This is a genomic window from Gemmatimonadota bacterium, from assembly GCA_026705765.1.
GTDB lineage: Bacteria > Latescibacterota > UBA2968 > UBA2968 > UBA2968 > VXRD01.
In genome coordinates, this window is record JAPPAB010000053.1 from 1 (window position 1) to 19323 (window position 19323).

The following is a 19323-nucleotide window of genomic DNA, read 5'->3' on the forward strand; positions in this document are numbered from 1 at the left end:
TGGGGGCTGCTGGCGACTGCTATGACAACGCGCTATGCGAGAGCTTCTTCGCCACTCTTGAATGTGAACTGATCAATCGCCGATCCTTCCGTACGCATAAGGAAGCGCGCTTGGCTATCTTCTCTTATATTGAAGGATGGTATAATCCGCATCGCAGGCATTCTTCCATCGCCTACCAGGCGCCGATAGCTTATGAAAAACTGCATCAATCACGGGCTTGATACACAAGCCCTAAACTCTCCACCGAAGCGGGGTAACTCCAAGCGTTCCTGTATAAGAACCTTGACCAACAAATTGTTGCGATTGTGCATAAGCGTGTGTGAAGCTCGTGATAAGCATAAAAGCTAATAGACAAACAACTGTTTTTATTATCTGACGGATATAAAGCTCCAGCAAGGTTATACTCCTCCTGAGAAATCTACTGTTTCGGAATAACTGTCCCTACGCAAGCACGGCTACACCCTCGACATATTCTTCGAAGAGTGCGATGTCTTCTCGCATCATGTCGGGGTTGTCTTTGAGGAAGAAGCCAACGAGGGCTACGTCGTTTTCGCGCATGGCTTTGCCCATGGTTTCAAAGGCTTCGAGGATGGGTTTGTTGCCGCCTGCGAAGACTTTGTAGTGTACGACGGGACAGGGGATGGTGGCGATGACATCGAGCATTTTGGCGCGGTCTTTTTCTTCCCATTTTTCGCCTTCGTCACTGTGGTGCGCGCTGCGAGAGCGGTCCGTGGGGTTGTAATAGCTGCACATCTGAAAGTCGGGGTCCAGGTTGTCGCGCACCCATTCGTGTGCCGCGGGTTGATGGGCTGCAAATCCAGATGCGACGCCCGCATTGGACATGGTGTCGAGTGCTTCGTAAAAATTGTCCCACTGTTCTGTGGCGTACCAGTTATCGACCACGCCGCCGTGGATATAGGTGCCGCTTGCGCCCAGTTCGATGGATGCGCGAAGCCATTTGCGCCAGGCATCGGGTTTACCGCGTTCGATGCATACCTGTGCAAACCACTGGATGCTGCCGCCTTCATCCCAGTATTCTTCGAGAAGTCCCATGATGTGGTCGTCGGTGCGCCCAAAGAAGGTGTTGATGCCGAGTTCTTCTGCCTGCCGCCAGGTGTCTTTGATGCGGCTGGGGGTGTAATAATCGGTCATTTCTTTGCTGCGTTCTCTGGTCTGGTGCGAAAATCCGCTGAACGGGTTGCCGCCAATACAGAGGCCGGAGACGCTGACGCCGCCTATGTTTGCGTATCGCATGTGTTGCTCCTCTATGGGCGCATAAAGCCCGAGAAAAAGTCGTTGCCTTTGTCGTCAACGACGATGAATGCGGGAAAGTTTTTGACTTCGATGCGCCATATCGCTTCCATGCCGAGTTCGGGATATTCCTGGCATTCGACTTTGTGAATGGCGTCTTTGGCGAGGCGGGCGGCGGGTCCGCCGATGGAGCCGAGGTAAAATCCGCCGTGTTTTTTGCACGCTTCTGTTACTTGCCGCGAGCGATTGCCTTTGGCGAGCATGACCATGCTGCCGCCTTCTGATTGGAATGAATCGACGTAGCTGTCCATGCGTCCCGCGGTGGTGGGACCAAATGAGCCGGAGGCGTATCCTTCGGGTGTTTTGGCGGGTCCTGCGTAATAGACGCACAGGTTCTTGAAGTATTGCGGAAGTCCTTCGCCGCTGTCTATGCGTTCCTGGAGTTGGGCGTGGGCAATATCGCGTGCGACGATCATGGGTCCGGAGAGGGATAGGCGCGTGCTGACCGGATATTTGCTGAGGGTTTCGCGCACTTTGTCCATGGGCTGGTTGAGGTCGATTTTTACGACATCGCCGCTGAGGGCTTCTTCATCGACTTCGGGAAGGTATTTTGCCGGGTCGCTTTCCAATTCTTCGAGGAAGATGCCTTCGCGCGTTATTTTTCCCAGAATTTGTCGGTCGGCAGAGCAGGATACGGCAATGCCGACGGGGCAGGATGCGCCGTGGCGAGGTAGGCGAATAACGCGCACGTCGTGGCAGAAGTATTTACCGCCAAATTGCGCACCAATGCCGAGTTCGTGACTCATTTCGAGGACTTGTTTTTCCATTTCGAGGTCGCGGAATGCCTGGCCGTATTCATTGCCCTGTGTGGGCAGGGTGTCGAGATATTTGGCGCTTGCGAGTTTGGCGGTTTTGAGGGTGTATTCTGCGGAGGTGCCGCCGATGACGAGGGCGAGGTGATAGGGTGGACAGGCGGCTGTGCCGAGTTCGCGCAGGCGCTGGTCGATAAAGTCGCGCAGGCGTTCGGGATTGAGCAGCGCTCGGGTTTCTTGATAGAGCAGGCTTTTGTTGGCGGATCCGCCACCTTTGGCCATGAACATGAATTTGTATGTATTCCCTTCCTCGGCATAGATCTCGATTTGTGCGGGGAGGTTGGTTTTTGTATTTGCCTCCTGAAACATGTCGAGTGGTGCCAGTTGGCTGTAGCGCAGGTTTGTTTCCAGAAAGGCTCTGGTAATGCCGTGTGCGAGTGCGGCTTCGTCGCTGCCGTCGGTCCATACGCGATTGCCCTTTTTGCCCATGATGATGGCTGTGCCCGTGTCCTGACACATGGGGAGGACGCCGCCTGCGGCGATGTTGGCATTTTTGAGCATTTCGATGGCGACAAAGCGGTCGTTGTCCGAGGCTTCGGGGTCGTCGAGTATTTTGGTCAGTTGTTTTAAGTGTGCAGGGCGGAGCAGGTGCGCGCTGTCTCGTATGGCGCGGTCCGCCAGCATGGTGAGGCCCTCGGGTTCGACTTTGAGGATTTCCTGGCCCTCAAATTGCCCGGTTGAGATATAATCGGTTGTGAGCAATTGATAGGGGGTTTCATCTTCTCCGAGGGGGATCATTTCGCGGTGTTCGTAGGTGTCCATTTTTTCCTTTCTTTTTTATTGTTCCAGCCATTCGAGGTCAAAGCGGGCGACGGTGACGTATCGCGTGTCGTTTTGTCGCGTGAAGGTCTGGTTTTCGTATATGCAGCATATTGTGCCGTCGGCTGTTTGGGCGAGGTCGGAATAACTCGAGGGGCCCGGTTCGAGGATTTTGGAGACGGGCCAGGTCTGGCAGTCGTCGGTGCTCATTTTGACGGTGAGGCGTTTGCGATCATAAGAGACGCGGCCCGGTCTGGTAAATTCGCGTTCGAGGTTGTCGGGGTTGGCAAAAATGATGTTGCCATTTTGGAGTTTGAGGATGCTGCCCATGCACACGGGTTCGAGCAGGGCGTCGTCAAATTTTAGTTCTGACCAGTTGGTCGCGCCATCGGGGCTGGTGGTGATGAGGCGGCGATGGCGTTTGGATTCCGTGCGGATGTTGAATAAGACACGCCCGTCGTTGCGTTCAACGGAGAGTGTTTCGCTGGGGTTGATGTATTCGCCTTCTGTGCGCACGATAATGTCACTGCGCTGCCATGTTTGCGCGTGGTCGTCGCTGTAGATGCCCGCGACTGTGGAGGGGCGATGCCCGAGTTTGCCCGGACCAAATTCCGTGCCGCCGCCGTCCGACATCCAGATGGGTACGATGAGGCGTCCGTTTTGAAGTTGAATGCCGTGCCCGGGTCCAGTGGCTATGACGCGCCAGGGATATTGTTCGCGGAAGGGTGTGAGTTCATCTGTGATTTCAGTGGGGTCGGACCATGTGGTGCCGTCGTCTTTGCTTTGCATGTAGAAGACGCGGGCGTAGTTGTGACAATAGAGGGCGTGTACTGCGCCGTCTTTGCGGTCGGAGATCATGACGAAGTTGCTGATGGGGCCTTCGCCATATGTGTCGCAACGGGCGACAACGGTGGGCGAGTCCCAGGTCTGACCATTGTCCGCACTTCGCCGCATGACCACGTCGTTGCCGTCCCAGTCGCCGCCTCTGCCGCGTCGCGCCTCTGCCGTGGCGAGGAGGATGTTGTTTTGCGTGCAGAGGATGCCCGGTACGCGGTAGATGTGGTATCCGTTTGTCCGACCTTCAAAGAGGTGGGTTTTGTCTATCATGTGATGCTCCGTTTATGTTGAGGAATTTTATTGGAAAGTATATAATTATACCATAATAAGATAAAGAACAAGCCAAAAAATTGCGAATAGGTTGAGAGATGAACCACATGGAACATATTCCACTTGTAGAAAGCAGTACAGACCTTATATTGTTTTTTCGGAAACCACAAGGGAGGCAATATGTCTGCTCCACGTATCGATGACCGCGACTGGTCCGCCCTGACTTCGGGCGAGCGCATTCGCCAGATAGAGGTTGAGGGCTATCTTCTGATTCCCGATTTGTTGACGCCCGAGCATCTGGCCCGGCTCAAGGGGATAACCGATAGTTTGGAAACCACCCCGGTGGATTACAGTATTCACCAGCGGGGCCGGAGTGACATCCAGTTCTTCGGCGGTGAAATTACCGACCTCATTGCCCATCCCCCGACGGTTGCCTTTCTGAGGGAACTTCTGGGGGAGGACATCATTCTGTCTCACTACGGATATGCCCGCTCAGAGCCGGGGCACCCGGGCATCAGCCTCCATACGGATGGCCAACCCTACGGTTCTCGCATCTTTGGTTATCTGGGTAGCGTACCGGTCATGGTCCGGGTGCTGTATTATCTGGACGACCTGACTCCGGAAGTCTCCCCATTCCGCGTAATTCCCCGATCGCACCTTTCCATGCACGCAGACGGCAATCCCTACCAGCGCTTCGAGTCCCATCCAGAGGAGGTCATGGTTACTGCAAAAGCCGGTTCTGCGATGTTTATCAACCACAAGGTTTTCCACGGCAACTTCCCCAATGTCGGCGACTGGCCCCGCTCGATGCTGGCTATTGCTTACCGCCCGGCCTGGGCAGGTCCTGTCCAGAAAGTTGAAGGGTGGGATCCGCAGGACGTCGCCGCGCTGCCCGATGCCGTGAGACCCTTTTTCGGTGACCGTAACACCCGCCACTGGATCCCCGAAGGGGGCAACAAACCGCCCGACATGGCCAGTCAGGCCCCGGGTATCAATCCCAGCCGATGGGAACGCAAGTAAGGAGAACGAATGTATCCCAATCCACTTAAACAGAAGCTTAGAAAGGGCGATATCGTGCTGGGGACCTCTCTGCCGGTCCCCTCATCCCTCGTCCTTGGAACCATTGTGCAGGCCCGGCCAGACTTTCTCTGGATCGATACCGAACACGCTCCGTTCGCCACCGAATCTCTGGACGCTATTCCCGTTCTTGCCAGGCAGAACGGCGTGGCGCCGATGATCCGCGTGGCGTGGAACGACCCGGCCCTGATCAAGAAGGCTTTCGATGTCGGTGCCGTGGCCGTGATGGTGCCTCAGGTCAATACCGCCGAAGAAGCCGCCCGGGCAGTGCAATATGCTCGTTATCCCCCTGAGGGACAGCGCGGGCTTTCCCCCATGTGGGCCCGCATAGCCGGCGAAGACTGGAATCACGTGATCAAAACTGCAAATGCAGAAACCGTATTGATTCTCCAGGTCGAGAGCCAGGAGGCATACGATAACATCGACGAAATCAAGCAGGTCGCAGGCATTGACGTCCTGCTCGTGGGGCCGCTCGATCTATCCGCATCGGTCGGAAAGATTACCGAAACCAGCGCCAGGGAAGTCCAGGAGATTATGCGGGATGTTCCCGGGCGGCTGGAAGGGTCTGGCATTGTCGCCGGTACCACGCTTGTGGATCTCTCCGAGATCCAGGAGAAACTCCGCTGGGGCTACCGCTTTATGAATGTCGGCAATATTCTCGCTTATGGCACGCAGGTCCTGACCCAAAATCTCGAAACCTTACGCGCCAATCCAGGTGGGGGGACTGAAGGATGACAGAATCACTACGTCTGCTCTCCATCGGGGCGCATCCGGCCGATATCTTCGACCAATCGGGCGGTACTATGGCCCATCACGTCAGCCGCGGCGACGATGTGCGGTGTGTGGTGCTGACCCACGGCGCACGGGTGCATGATGCGGTGATCAGCGACGAGATGTTTCACCAGGAGGAAGTGCCGGACGGGGCCGAGCTTCTGAAGATGATGCAGGAACGCTCCGATGTCAAAGCGGCGGAGGTTCGCGCGGCCTGTGCGATTTTGGGTGTAGGAGAGATCTACTTCTTTGGCGCCGATGATTCGGTCCTGCTCGTTGAGGACGAGACGGTGAGGCGCCTGGCAAGGCTGCTGCGGGAACTCCGTCCCGATATTGTCCTGACCCACTTTCCCAAAGAAGGTGACGGCCTGACCAACGCGCACGCCACCGCCGGGCAAATCGTGATGCACGCCATCGGGCTGGCCAACAGCGTCGATCCCGGTGACCGGAATCCCCCTCACAGGGTTGCGCAAGTCTTTTATTTTGGGGGAGGCGGTGCGGGGATTCCCCGGCAGGTTTGGGATTCCGAGGGGGGCTACTACAACGATGTCTTCATCGATATTACCGATGTTGTGGAGAAAAAGCTGGCGGCGCTGGACTGCCTAGTGAGCCAGGGATACGGCGGTGCCTATGCCCGAAAACGGATCGAGACCAGCGACGGCGCATTTGGTAGTGCGGGGCGCTGCGCGTACGCCGAAGGCTTTATCTCCTTGCACGCCGAAACCCATTCCTTCCTTCCGCTGACCGAGCACGCGCTCAGGGTTGCCCGTTCATCCGACCACGAGAATATCAGTCGCAGTTCCTACCGCATCCCGGTGGATTGAGAAGTGTTGCGCACGGCCTATTGATCCGCCCCACACGGATGGACTCCATGATCAAACTCGGCTGCACCGCCATGCTGCGGGACGAAGAGAATCCCGGGCAGTTCATCGATGTCGAATCCCTGATCGACCTGATCCACGACCTGAGGCTGGATATTGTCGATTTGCACCTCTACAGAGGGTTCCGTTCCAGGAGTTTTGAGTACCTGCGCCAGATTAAGGGTAAGTGCCTCAGGTACGGGCTGCCGATCGGCTATGTGGGAACCGGAGATGGGTTCGTGGGCGCGGCGACCGGCGCGAACCAGCGCGTGGTCGGCGTTCCGCTGCCGCCGGAGGAATTGCGCAGGCGGGTGGCAGAGGCGAAAGAGGCCGTGGATGTGGCGGCATTTATGGGTGCGCCTCTGGTTCGCCTGTTCGGGGGTGGCTTGCCAGAGGGGACAGAGGATAGGGAAGCGATCTGGGCCGCGATGATCCGCAGTTTCCAGGAAGTCGCCGATTACGCGATCGATAAGGGCATCTTCCTGGGGCTCCACAATCATCCGCCCGCCGTGGCTCCCACCGGTGACGACATTCTCCGCATCCTGCACGATACTGACCGCGAGAATTTTACCTTCATACTGGATACTGGGCAATGGTTCGGCTCACCTGGATCAAATCTGGCGGGAAAATTCGATCCCGACCTGGCGTTCTACCGCTACATGGAACAAACCGCTCCGTATGCCGCCTGTGTGCGGGCTAAGATCTACAAGATCGACAGTGGTCGGGAAGAATGGCTCGACTACGAGCGCATTGTGCCGATCCTGAAAGCCGTCAACTACAATGGCAATGTGTCGATTATCTTCGAAGACCGAAATAACCGTTGCGGTTACGCCGAGGCGATCGGCCTGGCGGCCAGGTATCTGCGCGGATTGCTCGCGGATTGAAGGCCGGTTGCGCTGTGTTAGCTCTTAATCACCTGTAGTGTGTCTCGCGCGATCATCAGTTCTTCGTTGGTGGGGATGACGAGGACGGATACCGGGGCAGTCTCATGATGAATTGTTTCGTTCATGGGGTTGCCCTCGTTTTTTCCCCGGTCGAGATGTACGCCCAGGAATCCGAGTTTTTCACAGATGCGCGTCCGTATGAGTGGCGCGTTTTCCCCTATTCCGGCGGTGAATACGAGCGCGTCTATCCCGTCGAGTACCGCCGCGTATTTTCCGATGTACTGGCGGATGCGGTAGCAGAAGATGTCGATTGCAAGTGCCGCACGCCGATTTTCCTCATGGACGGCGATTAGATCTCTGAGGTCTGATCCGATTCCGGATACGCCGATGAGACCGCTTTGATGGTTGAGCATCTGGTCGATTTGCTCCGGCGTCATCTGATGTTCTCTGATCAGGTAGAGGATGATCGCCGGGTCGATGTCTCCGCTGCGCGTTCCCATTACGAGTCCCTGAAGGGGTGTGAAACCCATACTGGTGTCGATTGATTTTCCATTTTCGATGGCGGTAATGCTACAGCCGTTTCCCAGATGGCATGTGATCAGTTTTAGCGTTTTCAAAGGCGAGCCGAGCATTTCCGCTGCACGCATGGCGACGTATTGATGCGATATGCCGTGGAAACCGTATTGTCGGATTTGATACTGTTCGGATATCGCGTGGGGCAGGGCATAAGTGTGGGCGTAGTCCGGGATGGTCTGGTGGAATGCGGTGTCGAATACCGCGACGTGTGGGATGTGGGGTAGTATGGTCTGGCAGGCGCGAATTCCGCGCAGGTTGAAGGGGTTGTGCAGTGGGGCGAGGGGGGCGCACTGTTCGATTGTTTTTTCGACTTCGGACGTGATCCGGGTGGAGGCCGCGAAATGGCTCCCGCCGTGTACAACGCGATGTCCGACTGCGTGAATTTCATCGGGCGTGAGGAGGATTCCCCAGTCCGGGTGGAGCAGGATTTCAAAGATGCGTTGAAATACGGCTTCATGAGCGGTTTGAGGCACGGGAACACGATGGGTGACGCCATCCCGCCGCGTGTAAGACAATTCTGCGGATGCAGAGAGCAGCCGTTCGACGTGTCCTTTTGCGAGGCATTCTTCGCTGTCCATGTCGAAGCACTGGTATTTAATTGAAGAACTGCCGGCGTTGATGGTGAGTATTACAGGCATGGTCAGTCCGCTATCTGTGGCTCCACGTAAGGGATTCATCGCTGTTCGCCTTCAGCCAGGTGCGTAGAGGTACGTCCTCTTCTGAAGGCACATAGTAGCCAGCCTGTTTGGTTGCCGCTCCGAGGAGTTGTCGGCGAATCGGGCTTAGGTGCTCGAAGAGATGGTCAACTTCCATGATGCACTTGGGCCGGATCCAGCGATATGCATAGCCGTAGAAGAGGACTTTTCTCGGTCTGTTTAAGTAGTTGGGACTCGAGGCGTGCCACAGTCGCCGGTCGAACAGGACGGCCGACCCGGCGTTGACACGTATGGGCATGCCGTTGATGGGCATTTCGTCATCAGAATAGGTGAGTTGCTTGTTTGCCTGCTGCCCTGGCGCAATATAGAAGTTCGCTACGCCGACATCGGTGGTGTCGGTCAGGAAGAAGGCAACCTTCAGCGACAACATAGGATTCACCGGAAGTCCTTCCATGTCGAGGTCGCCATTGGATCGATTCTGGTCCTGATGCCAGCCTAATTTTTTGCCAGCAGGCGGGGGCTTGCTCGTTGGCGGCGAAATAACCATCTGCGTGTGGAATAGGTATATATTCCATCCCATGAGGCCCCAGACCTTTGGGAAGGTGGTGGGGTAGTCTATGAGGTCCAGAAGCGATGCGTCCTTGCCAATGCAGTCGTGTGCGTTTACCCGCTGCGCTGAATTCAGGTCCTCCTCTTGCCGAATTCGTGCGTCAATGCGATCGACTGCGGCGACAGCTATCTCGAGCATCTCCTCGTCGAGTGCGTTTTCTATGACGAAATAGCCGTCGCGCTGAAACTGCTGGCGTTCTTCGTCTGTGAGTCTGTGATCCAGGCAAGATCTATCCATCTATATTATCTCCTTGTGAACTTGCCGCAGGCGGTCGTGAATGATGCGTTTTCTGTCTGTGGGGTCTTCTGTTGGGAATTGCATGCCGATGCGAGTGAATAAGGGTTTGTATCCGCGGGCGTGGTTGAGTTGCGTGTCGGTGAGAAATGTGAGCAGTCTGTTGCGGAGACGCTGGGCTGTGTCTGCATGTGCGGGTGACTGGGCGAGGTTCTGCATTTCATGCGGGTCGTTTTGCAGGTCGTACAGGCGTTCATTTTGGGCCTGGATGGACCATTTCCACCGGGAGTCGCGCACCATGTAGCAGAACTGGTCGTTGCGGGAGATTTCAGAGAAGACGGCGTCGTGAACGCTGTCGGTTTCACCGCTGACGATGGGCAGGAGCGAGACTGCCTGGCAGTAGTCCGGGATTTCTGCGCCCGCCAGGTCCAGGAAGGTGGGGAACAGATCCAGGAAGGAGACGGGTGAGGCGTTGCGGTGCCCGCTGGCGACGGGCGCGGCTGGTCCGCCGATGATGAGGGGTACGCGTGCAGATCCTTCCTCAAAGCCGGTTTTGGAGATGAGGCCGTGTTCTCCCATGCGTTCTCCGTGGTCAGAGGAGAATACGATGACGGTGTTTTCCCAGTTGCCGCGTTTTTTCAGGGCGGCTATGATTTCTCCTACGCGGTCGTCGAAATGGGTGATTTTGCCCATGTATTGGGCGGTCATTTCGGCGATGGCCTGATGACCGTATTTGCAGCGTTTCTCGTTGTAGTTTTCTGGGAGGACGATATCGGAGGGGTCGTACATTTTGGCGTATTTGCCGGGTGCGTCCAGAGGTGTATGAGGTCCGGGAAAGCTGGCGAAGAGGAATAGGGGTTTGTCGGTGGGTGCGCGGTCGAGGTATGCCAGGGTTTGCCGGCAGACGTAGCCGTCCGGCGTCATATCTGGCGGTAGGGGTGAGGGTCGGGGGGTGTATTGTCCATCTACGTAGCGGTCGCCAATGTCGGTGATGAAGGTGTCGAGGAGTCCTTCTTTTTTTAGCAGACGGCTATAGCCCGTGTTCAGGAAGGGTCCCTGGAATGGTGTCGAGGTTTCTTCAGCCCAGTCCAGTCCGAGTTGGTCGTAGTAGTCTCGGTAGTCTTCATAGTCCTGACCCCATTCCAGGCTGAAGTAGTGGTATTTTCCGATCTTTGCTGTGGTGTAGCCAGTTTCTTGCAGGCAGCGGAAGAGGGTGACTTGTTCGGGTGGAAATAGTTTGCCGGTGTAGTTGCAAAAGAATCCGTGCGCGTGCGGGTAGAGGCCGCTGGCGAGCGATGCGCGCGCTGGCATGCACACGGGCGATGGCGTGTAGGCCGCGTCGAAGATACAGCCTGTGGCTGCAAGCGCGTCGAGGTGCGGGGTTTGTACTTGTGGGTGTCCCGCGCATCTCAGGTAGCGCGCGTTCCACTGGTCGGAACAGATGAAGATTATGTCGGGTCTGGTATTCATGGGTGGTCCTCTGTTAATTCGACCGGTGAATTGGGTTCAATCCCGATTTGGATAGCGAGTAGTTTGGGAATACGCAGGGCTAAACTATTGCCCCATTTCTGCACACGGGTTTCCATATCTTTTTTCCTTTAAGTAGATACAATGAAGATATATTGAGACTCAAATTTATCAAGACCGATTTTGCATATCGCTCACGCAGTGGCAATGCGCGGTATTGCGTGCCATATACCAATGACAGAGAACTGGACATGACCCGTTTTGGTGGGTACCTTATCAGTAGTCCGCGGTTTGTTATTTCAAAAGGAGAAATACCTATGTCTGAGCCATGTTATTTTATCTCTGCTGGCGAATTGCGCGCGATTATTGGAGACGATACCGATCACGGCGCTGGACAGGATCAACACAGCGGGGTCTGGTTTTTGACTTCGGTCAAAGACGGTCATACCGCTGTGTCGCAGGGAAATGGGGTGCTGCTTTTCGGCCACCACCGAGGAAGACGGCCCGCGGTGCGGCGGGTAGATGAGACTGCGGTGGAGTTGTTTAAGGAGGCGTCAGAGGCCAATAATTTCGTGGAGACGCGGGGGGTCTATCGACTGGTCCCGCCACACTATATCGACTATGAGATGACTGCCACGGCTCGAGAGGGGCACAGGCCACAGGAAGACTATTCCTTTGGCTGGTGTTGCTATGTCAATTCTCCGCTGGATGGCGGCATTCATTTTATCGAGAAGGGGCTGTGGACTTATTATTACAATCCGATTCACGGACAGGGGGCGATGATTTTTCCGACTGATCTGCCGGTGGATGAACGCGAGCCCTGGGGGCGGGATGCAGCTACGACATTTCTGGATGGGAAGCGGAATTTCAGCCATTCGGATTCGGGTCATACTTTCGATTATCCCTTTTATTTTGGCATTATCCGGGGCATGATGTTTTTGATTATGGCGGACGATTATCCGGGATTTCGGTTCTATCTTTCTCCTTTGGGTGCTGGCGGATCAATTGTTCCGGGGCAGAGTAGCCCCGCGTGGGATTTTAACTGGCAGGTGAACGCGCTTCCCGTGGATGAACCGCAGGTGCTCCATGTGCGCGTGGCGTACAAGCGGCTGGAGAAGACAGAGGCGGTTCCAAACGGGTACGCTGCAGACCACGCTTTTTGGGAGTTTCAGAAGTTTCGAGAGATTCATCCTATTCGGGGCGCGCGGGATTAAGGGATTCACTGCTCAGGAGGTTAGAGATGCGACCGCAGAAAGGTCAGGCTCTGGTCCATCCAGTCGGCGTGTTCGGCGTTGCCGGACGGCAGCCGCAATTTGATGCAGGCAGTGGTCTTTTCTGGATTGGGAAGTTGTTCGGATAGCATCGGCAGAAGTGTCTCGAAATCGACCGAGCCTCGCCCGATCGGCGTTCCCCAGATTGTCACGTCGTTCGAGCGATGGGGATAGATCTGTACGTCTTTGAATGCTACCGCCACCGCGTGGGGCAATACCACCTTTGCGGCAGCTACTGGTTCTTCGCAGACCGGAAAGGGATTGGCGGTATCGAACGCCATCTTCAGGTTCGGGTGGCACACCTTCTCCATTACCGATACCATTTCGTGGCCCCGGTAGTCCAGGTGGGGTAGCAAGGCGAGTTGGATGTCTCTTTCCGACGCCGCTTCTGCCACCGGTCTCAGGTGATCGGCCGCCAGGCGCAACTGGTCGGCCAGCGGGGGCTGTCGCGTAAACCGATTGTGAAGGCTCCCTCTCCCAAAGATCACGACCGTTTTCACCCCGCCGATACTGGCCTGGTCAAACGCCCGCTCTGCCCGCTCTCGCAACCGGATTCCACCCCCGTCCGGTGTTACGAAATCCTCGCTCCAGTAGCCCACCCATGTCACCCTCAGATCGGCCGCTTTTTCTTTGACTTCCTTCGGATGGTCTGTCCCCGACAGGGGCAGCGGCGCTTCCATGGCCTTCAGGTCGTATTCCGCGCAGCGGTCCAGCAACCACAACAGCGGCGCCTGCTCGGGGAGAGTGCCGCTGTAGGTTGGCGATGCCAGTCCCAGAATCACTGTTTTTTCCTTTTAGATTTCCAAATATCAGCGTGCCCGCAAAGTAGGGGTGTGACAATAGGATGTCAACGGAAATCCTCTCTTGTTTTTGCAGATATGACACACTATCTTGCCCCTGGATTCTTCCATTGGACCTCCCCTCTGCGGCGATTTCATCCTATGTGTCAAGGAGCATTCTATGCGACCCCTATCTTTTGAAGACGATCTTTCTCGTTTGATCGATCAGGCGCAGCCGTCTCTTCTGTTTGAGGGTGTGACTCAGGAGGATTTTTGCGTCTGGCAGGAAGCGTTTCGAGATGTGCTGACCGGGCTGATTGGCCCGCGGCCCGAACGGGCTGCGCTTTGTCTTGAGTTTGAGGAGGAGATCGATTGTGGTGTGTACGTGCGCAGGCGGATTTCTTACCAGACAGAGCCTGGGGTTTTTGTGCCAGCTTATCTTCTGGCGCCGAAGGGGCTGGCGCCGGGGGAAAAGGCGCCGGGTCTTCTCTGTATTCACGGGCACGGGCATTTTGGGAAGGATAGCGTGGTGGGGCTTAATGATACGCCTGAGCGGCAGGCTGAGATCGATAAATGTAGTTACGATTTCGGGCACGGGTTTGCAGAACAGGGTTATGTGGTTCTCGCTCCGGATCTTCGGGGGTTTGGGGAGCGTAGGCCCGGCTATCCCGGTCCCCGGACTGATTTTTGTCCTCGGAATTATATGTGTGCTACTTTGCTGGGTACTACTGTGGTGGCGCTCCATCTCTGCGATCTTGAGGCTGCTCTGGATGTTTTACAGGGGCTCGATTTTGTCGATGGGGCTCGGTTGGGGTGCGCGGGGCTGTCGCTGGGGGGGCGGATGACGATGATGATTTCGGCTTTTGATTCCCGGATTGAGATCGCGGTTCCGTCCGGGTGTATGAATTTGTATCAGGAGCGCTATCAGGCTCTGAGTCAGTGCGGCGCGCAGTTGATTCCCGGTCTGCTCCGCTACGGCGATACGCCGGAGATTTTTTCACTGATTGCGCCCCGGCCTATGGTTATTGAGATTGGGTCGCGAGATCGGCTTATTCCCCACGATTGGGCAGAGCGCGGTCTGGCGCGGATTCGGAAGGCGTATCGGGCTGCAGGTGCTATAGAGGATCTGTTTGTGGATCGGTTCGACGGGGGGCATCAGTTCAATATGACTGTGGCTCAGAAGGTTTTGGAGAGGTTGCACAGAGGCTGAAGAGTTGGCATTGCGCTTTGGTGAGGTTTGTCGGATATTGTCTGCGTGCATGAATTGCAAAATAGGATAAAAGGGATGACGCGACTTCAACTTCTCTGTACCGGCACTCCTGCCCCGCTCGCGCACCGCGGTGGCTCCAGCTATCTCGTCCAGACGGGTGACGAGACCTTGATTTTCGATTGCGGTCCGGCGTCTGTGCGGCGCATGCTCGAAGTGGGCCTTGCACTGCCCTCGATTGATTATTTGTTTCTCACCCATCTGCACTACGACCATTGTGTCGATTTTGCCTATCTGGTGCTGACGCGCTGGGATCAGAGCGTCGGCCAGATACCGGAATTGCAGGTGTACGGTCCGGCACCAACAGCGCATATGGCGCACCGGTTGTTTTCTGCCGATGGCGCCTTTGGTCCGGATCTGGCTGCCCGCACTTTGCACCCGGGTAGCCATTTTGTGTACGAGGCGCGCGGTGGGACTATGCCGCGGGAGAGGCCCAATCCACAGGTGCGCGAGGTCGAATCCGGAGATCGGATTGAGACCGATCATTGGCAGGTCGATGTGGCAGAGGTGGTACACGTGCAGCCCCAACTCACCTGTCTGGCATATCGTTTGACTACACCTGATGGTACCATCGTATTTGGCGGCGACACTGCGCCGGTGGATCGGCTTACGGATCTGGCAAGAGGTGCGGATGTGCTGCTGCACATGTGCCATTTCATCAATGGCGCGGTCGATGACGAACGCCTGACGAGTTGCTGCTCTGGTCACCTCGATGCGGCGACTACGGCGCGGGATGCGGGCGTCGAGACGCTGGTTCTCGTTCATTTGACGGAGCAGTTGGAAACGCCCGGTGTGCGGGAGCGGGTGCTGCACGAGGTGGGGGAGGTTTTCGACGGTCAGGTGATTCTCGGAGAGGATCTGCTGGAGGTGCCGATGGGTACTATTGATACGGAGCCTGTGCGATGAACAATACTATGGAGATTCTTACTGAGCCTGACGTTCGGGTGCCGATGCGCGATGGGGTGCGGATGGCGGCACATGTGTTCCGTCCCGATGCGGAGGGGCGCTTCCCTGGAATTTTGCTGCGTACGCCGTACGGCCGTCCGAAGTCCGGATTTGAGCGTTATGTGCGCGCCGGTTATGCCGTGGTGAGTATGGATTCGCGCGGGCGCTACGGGTCTGAGGGCGATTGGGTGCCGTTTACCGAGGCGCATACGGGGGATGCCGAAGATGGCTACGATTCTGTGGAGTGGCTGGCGGCGCAGCCGTGGTGCAACGGCAGGGTGGGTACTCTGGGCGCTTCTTATAATGCCTGGATGCAGTGGCAGTTGGCCAAATTGCGCCCGCCGCATCTGGTGGCGATGTGTGCGTACACGATTCCACTGGAGTTGACAGAGGTGGATTGGCCGGGTGGGTTCCGGCCGGGACGGCGCATCAAGTGGTGGCTCACTTCCATGGCTCCAGATCTTCGGCGACGCCGGGGATTGCCGCCGCCGCATACGCCAGCGGAGGCGCTGCAGGAATGGAACGAGGATGTCGAGAGTCAGTGGCTTGACTATCTTCCGTGGCTCGATTTCCCACGCCACTTGCCGCCGGGGCTGGCGGAGTACGCGAGAGACTGGCTGGCGCATCCAAACCGGCGGGCATGGCGGTTCGACGAGGTACACGGGGAAGTTGCGGTGCCAAATCTCGATTTTAGTGGCTGGTACGACCACTGCAATGGCTCAATGCGGCATCTGCAACTGATGCAGCGCAATGGCCGCACCGAGCAGGCGCGGTCGCAGACAAAGTTAGTCGCCGGTCCGTGGAACCATCCGAGTCTCGGTCGCCGGCAGGTGGCGGGGTTCGACTTTGGGCCGGATGCCGAGGTTGATTTGCCTGGTATGATCATCCGCTGGTTCGACTACTGGCTCAAAGAAGTTGATAATGGGATTGATCGCGAGCCAGTAGTGCGCTATTTCGCGATGGCGGGGAAGGGGGGATATTGGCGCGAGGCCGATACCTGGCCGCCAGCGAATACGACATCTCGTGCGTATTTGTTGAGCAGCGATGGCAATGCCGGATTTGGCGGCTCCGGGCGGCTGTCTGCCGACAGTGGAAATGACGGTGTTGATCGCTTTGACTACGATCCTCACGATCCGGTGCCGACCTTGTGGACGAAGGAGTTGTTTACGGGTCCGTCGGACCGGCGCGTGTTGGAGGAGCGCGATGATATTCTCTGCTACCGCTCTGAGCCTCTGACTGAAGCCGTGGAGGTTGCTGGCTATCCAGAGGTTGTTCTCTTTATCGGTTCGTCAGCGCCAGATACGGACTTTTTTGCGCGCCTGGTGGATGAGTACCCGCCTGCAGATGGGGAACAGGCTCCCGCGCTGGAGATGTGCTACGGCATGGTGTGCGTGCGTCACCGCAATGGCCTCGATACTGAAGCGTTGTTGGAATTGGGGACGGTGGTGGCGTTGCGCATCCAACTCGGTCCAACGGCCTGTCGTTTTGAACCGGGCCATCGCATTCGCCTGGAGATCACATCCAGCGATTTCCCCAATCACGACCGCAATCACAATACGGGCAGGAACGATCTGGCAGATACCGAGTTGGTGAGGGCGACGAATGCCGTACATCACTCGGCAGACTATCCTTCGCGGCTCGTGCTCCCCACTATTTCCCACCCGACTGCCGACTGAGCATATCTATGCCCCAATCCAGATCGGCTTCCCGCACGCCTGCAACTCCCATAGATCAGACGCCTGTTCTGCCCCAGGTCTGGGCTATTGCCTGGCCCGTGGTGGCTGCTTCGATGCTCGATGCAATGGAGGGTCTCATCGATATCTCCATGGTCGGGCAACTGGGTCCGGCTGCGATTTCAGCGGTGGGACTCAGTCGGCAAATTCTGTTTCTGACGATGGTGATGGCGATGTCGATCAGCACCGGGTCGCGTACTCTGGTTGCCCAATTTTACGGGGCTGAGCGCCACGATGACCTCAGCCATACGGCGCAACAGGCGGTTTTGATGGGGGCACTGCTGGCCGTTGTGATGGCCTTGCTCGGGGGCGTGATCGCCCGTCCTACATTGATTTTGTTGGGCGCACAGCCCGAGGTGCTCGGCCATGCCGTGCCTTTCCTGCGCATCTACTTTGCCGGCGTCATTTTTATGATGCTCAATTATCTCATCAGCGCGATTTTTGGCGGTGCTGGCGATACCCGAACGCCGTTGAAGATTTCGTGTCTTATTATAATTTTGAAGCTTCCTCTTACCTATGGCTTGATCTTTGGCGCCTGGGGACTGCCGCAACTGGGGGTTTCTGGTGCTGCAGTTGGTACGCTCGCGTCGCGGGCTGTGGGTTGTATTGTGGGTTTCTGGTTGCTTACTTCCGGGCGCTCGCGTGTGCAGATGCGCTGGTCCTGGCGTTTGTCTTTTAACCGCGATATTATCGGGCGGATGATGCGTATTGGGGTGCCAGCGGGGATTCAGGGATTTTTCCGCAATGGCGCGCGCATTTTGTTTTATCGGGTGGCGAGTTGGACTTCGCAGCCCACGACTGCTGTTGCCGCGCTGACGATTGGGCTACAGATGCGGATGATCGGCATTATGCCAGCGCTGGCTTTTGGCGTAGCGGCAACTGCTCTGGTTGGACAGCGATTGGGCGCAAAGCAAATACCGCAAGCGGAACGCTTTGGGGCAAGTGCGATCCGGCTCTGTATGGTGTTTGTCGTTGTTTGCGCCATTATCATTTGTGCCTTCGCCCGGGAAATCGTCGATCTGTTTACCGATTCGATAGCCGTCATTGATATGGGCTATATCATGCTCTGGTTTTTTACGATTGCACAGGTTTTCTCCGCGTTGTCCATTGTGTCCGCAGGCGTCCTGGCAGGTGGTGGTGAGACTAAGCCTCCGCTCTATTACACGATTTTGGCGCAATGGGTGGTTATGTTGCCGTTGTCCTATGTCCTGGCTTTTCTGTTTGGGATGGATACCCTCGGCATCTGGATTGCCTGGCTGATTGGCGGCATCCTTCAGGGCGTTCTGGTCTGGACGTCCTATCTAAAGGGTAGATGGAAACAGACGGTGATATAGGTGTTTCACTTTCTTTTTGGGATGTCATCGCCGTTGGGACGGGGGATGTGCTGCCAGTATCCCGAAGGGTCAATGCCGCGGCATAAGACCGCGGGTGAATGGTCGGTTTCTCGGGTGCGGACTTCGGGGGGCATGTAGCGCAGGGTCAGGCCGCAGCGACGCCGTTGCGAGGTGTTGGGTCTGGAGCCGTGTAGCAATAAGTCGGAGTGGATGGAGATTTGCCCGGCTTTCATGATCAGGGGTACTGGGTCGCCAAATTTTTCGGCGTGGTGAACAGATTGTCCGAGGACGTTATTTTCTTCTGGTGTGCTGCGTTCAAAGGGTATTTGTCCGTGGAGATGCGAGCCGGGGATGACTTCCATGGGGGCGTTTGCGAGGTCAACGTCGTCAATGGCGAGCCAGACGGTTACGGTTTTGGAGGGTGTGAGGGGCCAGTAGGATGCGTCTTGATGAAAGGCGACTTTTTTGCCGTCTCCGGGCATTTTGCTGAAGTAGTGGGTCATGCGCGAGACGAGATTGGGTCCGAGCAGGTCTTCGACGTAGTCGAGGATGCGGTTATCCACGAGCAGGTCGTAGATGCCTTTGCAATTGCGGTGCCACCCGTTGATTGAGTAGCTGTTTTTGCCCGCTGCCTGCGCTTTGCCCATGAGTTTGTCAAAGTACGCGCGGTTGGCTTGGGCTTCTTTTTTGCTGAAGACGTCGAGTGGGAAGATGTATCCCTTTTGGTTGAATTGCTGGATTTGCTCGCGCGTCAGTTTTTTTGGCGCGTCAGTTTTTGCGGGGTAAAATTTCAGTTCCCGTTTCATGTCGGGAAGGGCATCGGTTATGGGCATGGGTTCTCCTTTTTCGCTTTTATCCTGTTCGTCCTTC

At 56.5% G+C, this 19323-nt stretch carries 18 protein-coding genes and 1 pseudogene; 10 read left to right on the forward strand and 9 right to left on the reverse strand.

The features are described from left to right. Positions 1-221, forward strand: a 221-nt coding sequence (locus OXH16_06330; GenBank protein MCY3680994.1) for an integrase core domain-containing protein, incomplete at its 5' end; no start/stop codon positions are given. A 220-nt stretch (positions 222-441) separates the two neighbouring features. On the opposite strand, the gene OXH16_06335 is transcribed toward OXH16_06330, so the two are convergent. From OXH16_06335 to OXH16_06345, 3 genes are read right to left on the reverse strand one after another with little or no spacing between them, the layout of a single operon-like run. After that, the gene (locus OXH16_06335; GenBank protein ID MCY3680995.1) at positions 442-1254 is read right to left on the reverse strand and encodes a hypothetical protein; all 813 of its coding nucleotides are present in this window, start codon (positions 1252-1254) and stop codon (positions 442-444) included. 11 nt (positions 1255-1265) lie between these two features. After that, positions 1266-2885, reverse strand: coding sequence for a fumarate hydratase (locus OXH16_06340; GenBank protein MCY3680996.1), 1620 nt, complete (start codon positions 2883-2885; stop codon positions 1266-1268). Positions 2886-2900: 15 nt separating this feature from the next. After that, positions 2901-3989 (reverse strand): sialidase family protein, encoded by a 1089-nt coding sequence (locus OXH16_06345; GenBank protein ID MCY3680997.1) that lies wholly within the window; start codon positions 3987-3989, stop codon positions 2901-2903. Between the two features lie 180 nt (positions 3990-4169). Here OXH16_06345 and OXH16_06350 point away from each other — a divergent pair, with 180 nt between their 5' ends. The 4 genes from OXH16_06350 to OXH16_06365 are packed head-to-tail and all read left to right on the forward strand — an operon-like array spanning position 4170 to position 7581. Next, positions 4170-5009, forward strand: coding sequence for a phytanoyl-CoA dioxygenase family protein (locus tag OXH16_06350; protein ID MCY3680998.1), 840 nt, complete (start codon positions 4170-4172; stop codon positions 5007-5009). 54 nt (positions 5010-5063) lie between these two features. Further along, the gene (locus tag OXH16_06355) at positions 5064-5801 is read left to right on the forward strand and encodes an aldolase/citrate lyase family protein (protein ID MCY3680999.1); all 738 of its coding nucleotides are present in this window, start codon (positions 5064-5066) and stop codon (positions 5799-5801) included. Next, the gene (locus tag OXH16_06360) at positions 5798-6661 is read left to right on the forward strand and encodes a PIG-L family deacetylase (protein MCY3681000.1); all 864 of its coding nucleotides are present in this window, start codon (positions 5798-5800) and stop codon (positions 6659-6661) included. Before OXH16_06355 ends, OXH16_06360 begins: the two co-directional genes overlap by 4 nt. 47 nt (positions 6662-6708) lie before the next feature. Beyond that, positions 6709-7581 carry a TIM barrel protein gene (locus OXH16_06365; GenBank protein ID MCY3681001.1) on the forward strand — a complete coding sequence of 291 codons (873 nt, stop codon included), beginning with the start codon at positions 6709-6711 and terminating at the stop codon, positions 7579-7581. A 17-nt stretch (positions 7582-7598) separates the two neighbouring features. On the opposite strand, the gene OXH16_06370 is transcribed toward OXH16_06365, so the two are convergent. The 4 genes and pseudogenes from OXH16_06370 to OXH16_06385 form a co-directional block, all read right to left on the reverse strand. After that, positions 7599-8795, reverse strand: a complete 1197-nt coding sequence (locus OXH16_06370) for an acetate kinase (protein ID MCY3681002.1) — start codon at positions 8793-8795, stop codon at positions 7599-7601. A gap of 10 nt (positions 8796-8805) precedes the next feature. Further along, positions 8806-9660, reverse strand: a complete 855-nt coding sequence (locus OXH16_06375; protein MCY3681003.1) for a phytanoyl-CoA dioxygenase family protein — start codon at positions 9658-9660, stop codon at positions 8806-8808. Next, entirely contained in the window at positions 9661-11127 is a 1467-nt protein-coding gene (locus OXH16_06380; GenBank protein MCY3681004.1) for a sulfatase-like hydrolase/transferase, read from the reverse strand. 11 nt (positions 11128-11138) lie between these two features. Continuing rightward, positions 11139-11243 (reverse strand): annotated as a pseudogene (locus OXH16_06385) (AbrB/MazE/SpoVT family DNA-binding domain-containing protein). A 198-nt stretch (positions 11244-11441) separates the two neighbouring features. Between OXH16_06385 and OXH16_06390 the strand changes: the two are divergent. Continuing rightward, positions 11442-12338: a hypothetical protein gene (locus OXH16_06390; protein ID MCY3681005.1), complete on the forward strand. Its 897-nt coding sequence runs from the start codon at positions 11442-11444 to the stop codon at positions 12336-12338. Positions 12339-12358: 20 nt separating this feature from the next. Here the strand turns inward: OXH16_06390 and OXH16_06395 are convergent, their stop codons facing one another. Then, on the reverse strand, positions 12359-13177 hold the full coding sequence (locus tag OXH16_06395) for a sugar phosphate isomerase/epimerase (GenBank protein MCY3681006.1): 819 nt from the start codon (positions 13175-13177) through the stop codon (positions 12359-12361). 178 nt (positions 13178-13355) lie between these two features. Here OXH16_06395 and OXH16_06400 point away from each other — a divergent pair, with 178 nt between their 5' ends. The 4 genes from OXH16_06400 to OXH16_06415 all read left to right on the forward strand — a co-directional run bounded on the left by OXH16_06400 (position 13356) and on the right by OXH16_06415 (position 18453). Then, positions 13356-14384 carry a dienelactone hydrolase family protein gene (locus OXH16_06400; protein MCY3681007.1) on the forward strand — a complete coding sequence of 343 codons (1029 nt, stop codon included), beginning with the start codon at positions 13356-13358 and terminating at the stop codon, positions 14382-14384. A 75-nt stretch (positions 14385-14459) separates the two neighbouring features. Continuing rightward, positions 14460-15347 carry an MBL fold metallo-hydrolase gene (locus tag OXH16_06405; protein ID MCY3681008.1) on the forward strand — a complete coding sequence of 296 codons (888 nt, stop codon included), beginning with the start codon at positions 14460-14462 and terminating at the stop codon, positions 15345-15347. Next, positions 15344-17062 (forward strand): CocE/NonD family hydrolase, encoded by a 1719-nt coding sequence (locus tag OXH16_06410; protein MCY3681009.1) that lies wholly within the window; start codon positions 15344-15346, stop codon positions 17060-17062. Before OXH16_06405 ends, OXH16_06410 begins: the two co-directional genes overlap by 4 nt. 8 nt (positions 17063-17070) lie before the next feature. Beyond that, on the forward strand, positions 17071-18453 hold the full coding sequence (locus tag OXH16_06415) for an MATE family efflux transporter (protein ID MCY3681010.1): 1383 nt from the start codon (positions 17071-17073) through the stop codon (positions 18451-18453). 5 nt (positions 18454-18458) lie between these two features. Here the strand turns inward: OXH16_06415 and OXH16_06420 are convergent. Continuing rightward, on the reverse strand, positions 18459-19323 hold an 865-nt coding region (locus tag OXH16_06420), incomplete at its 5' end, for a phytanoyl-CoA dioxygenase family protein (GenBank protein ID MCY3681011.1).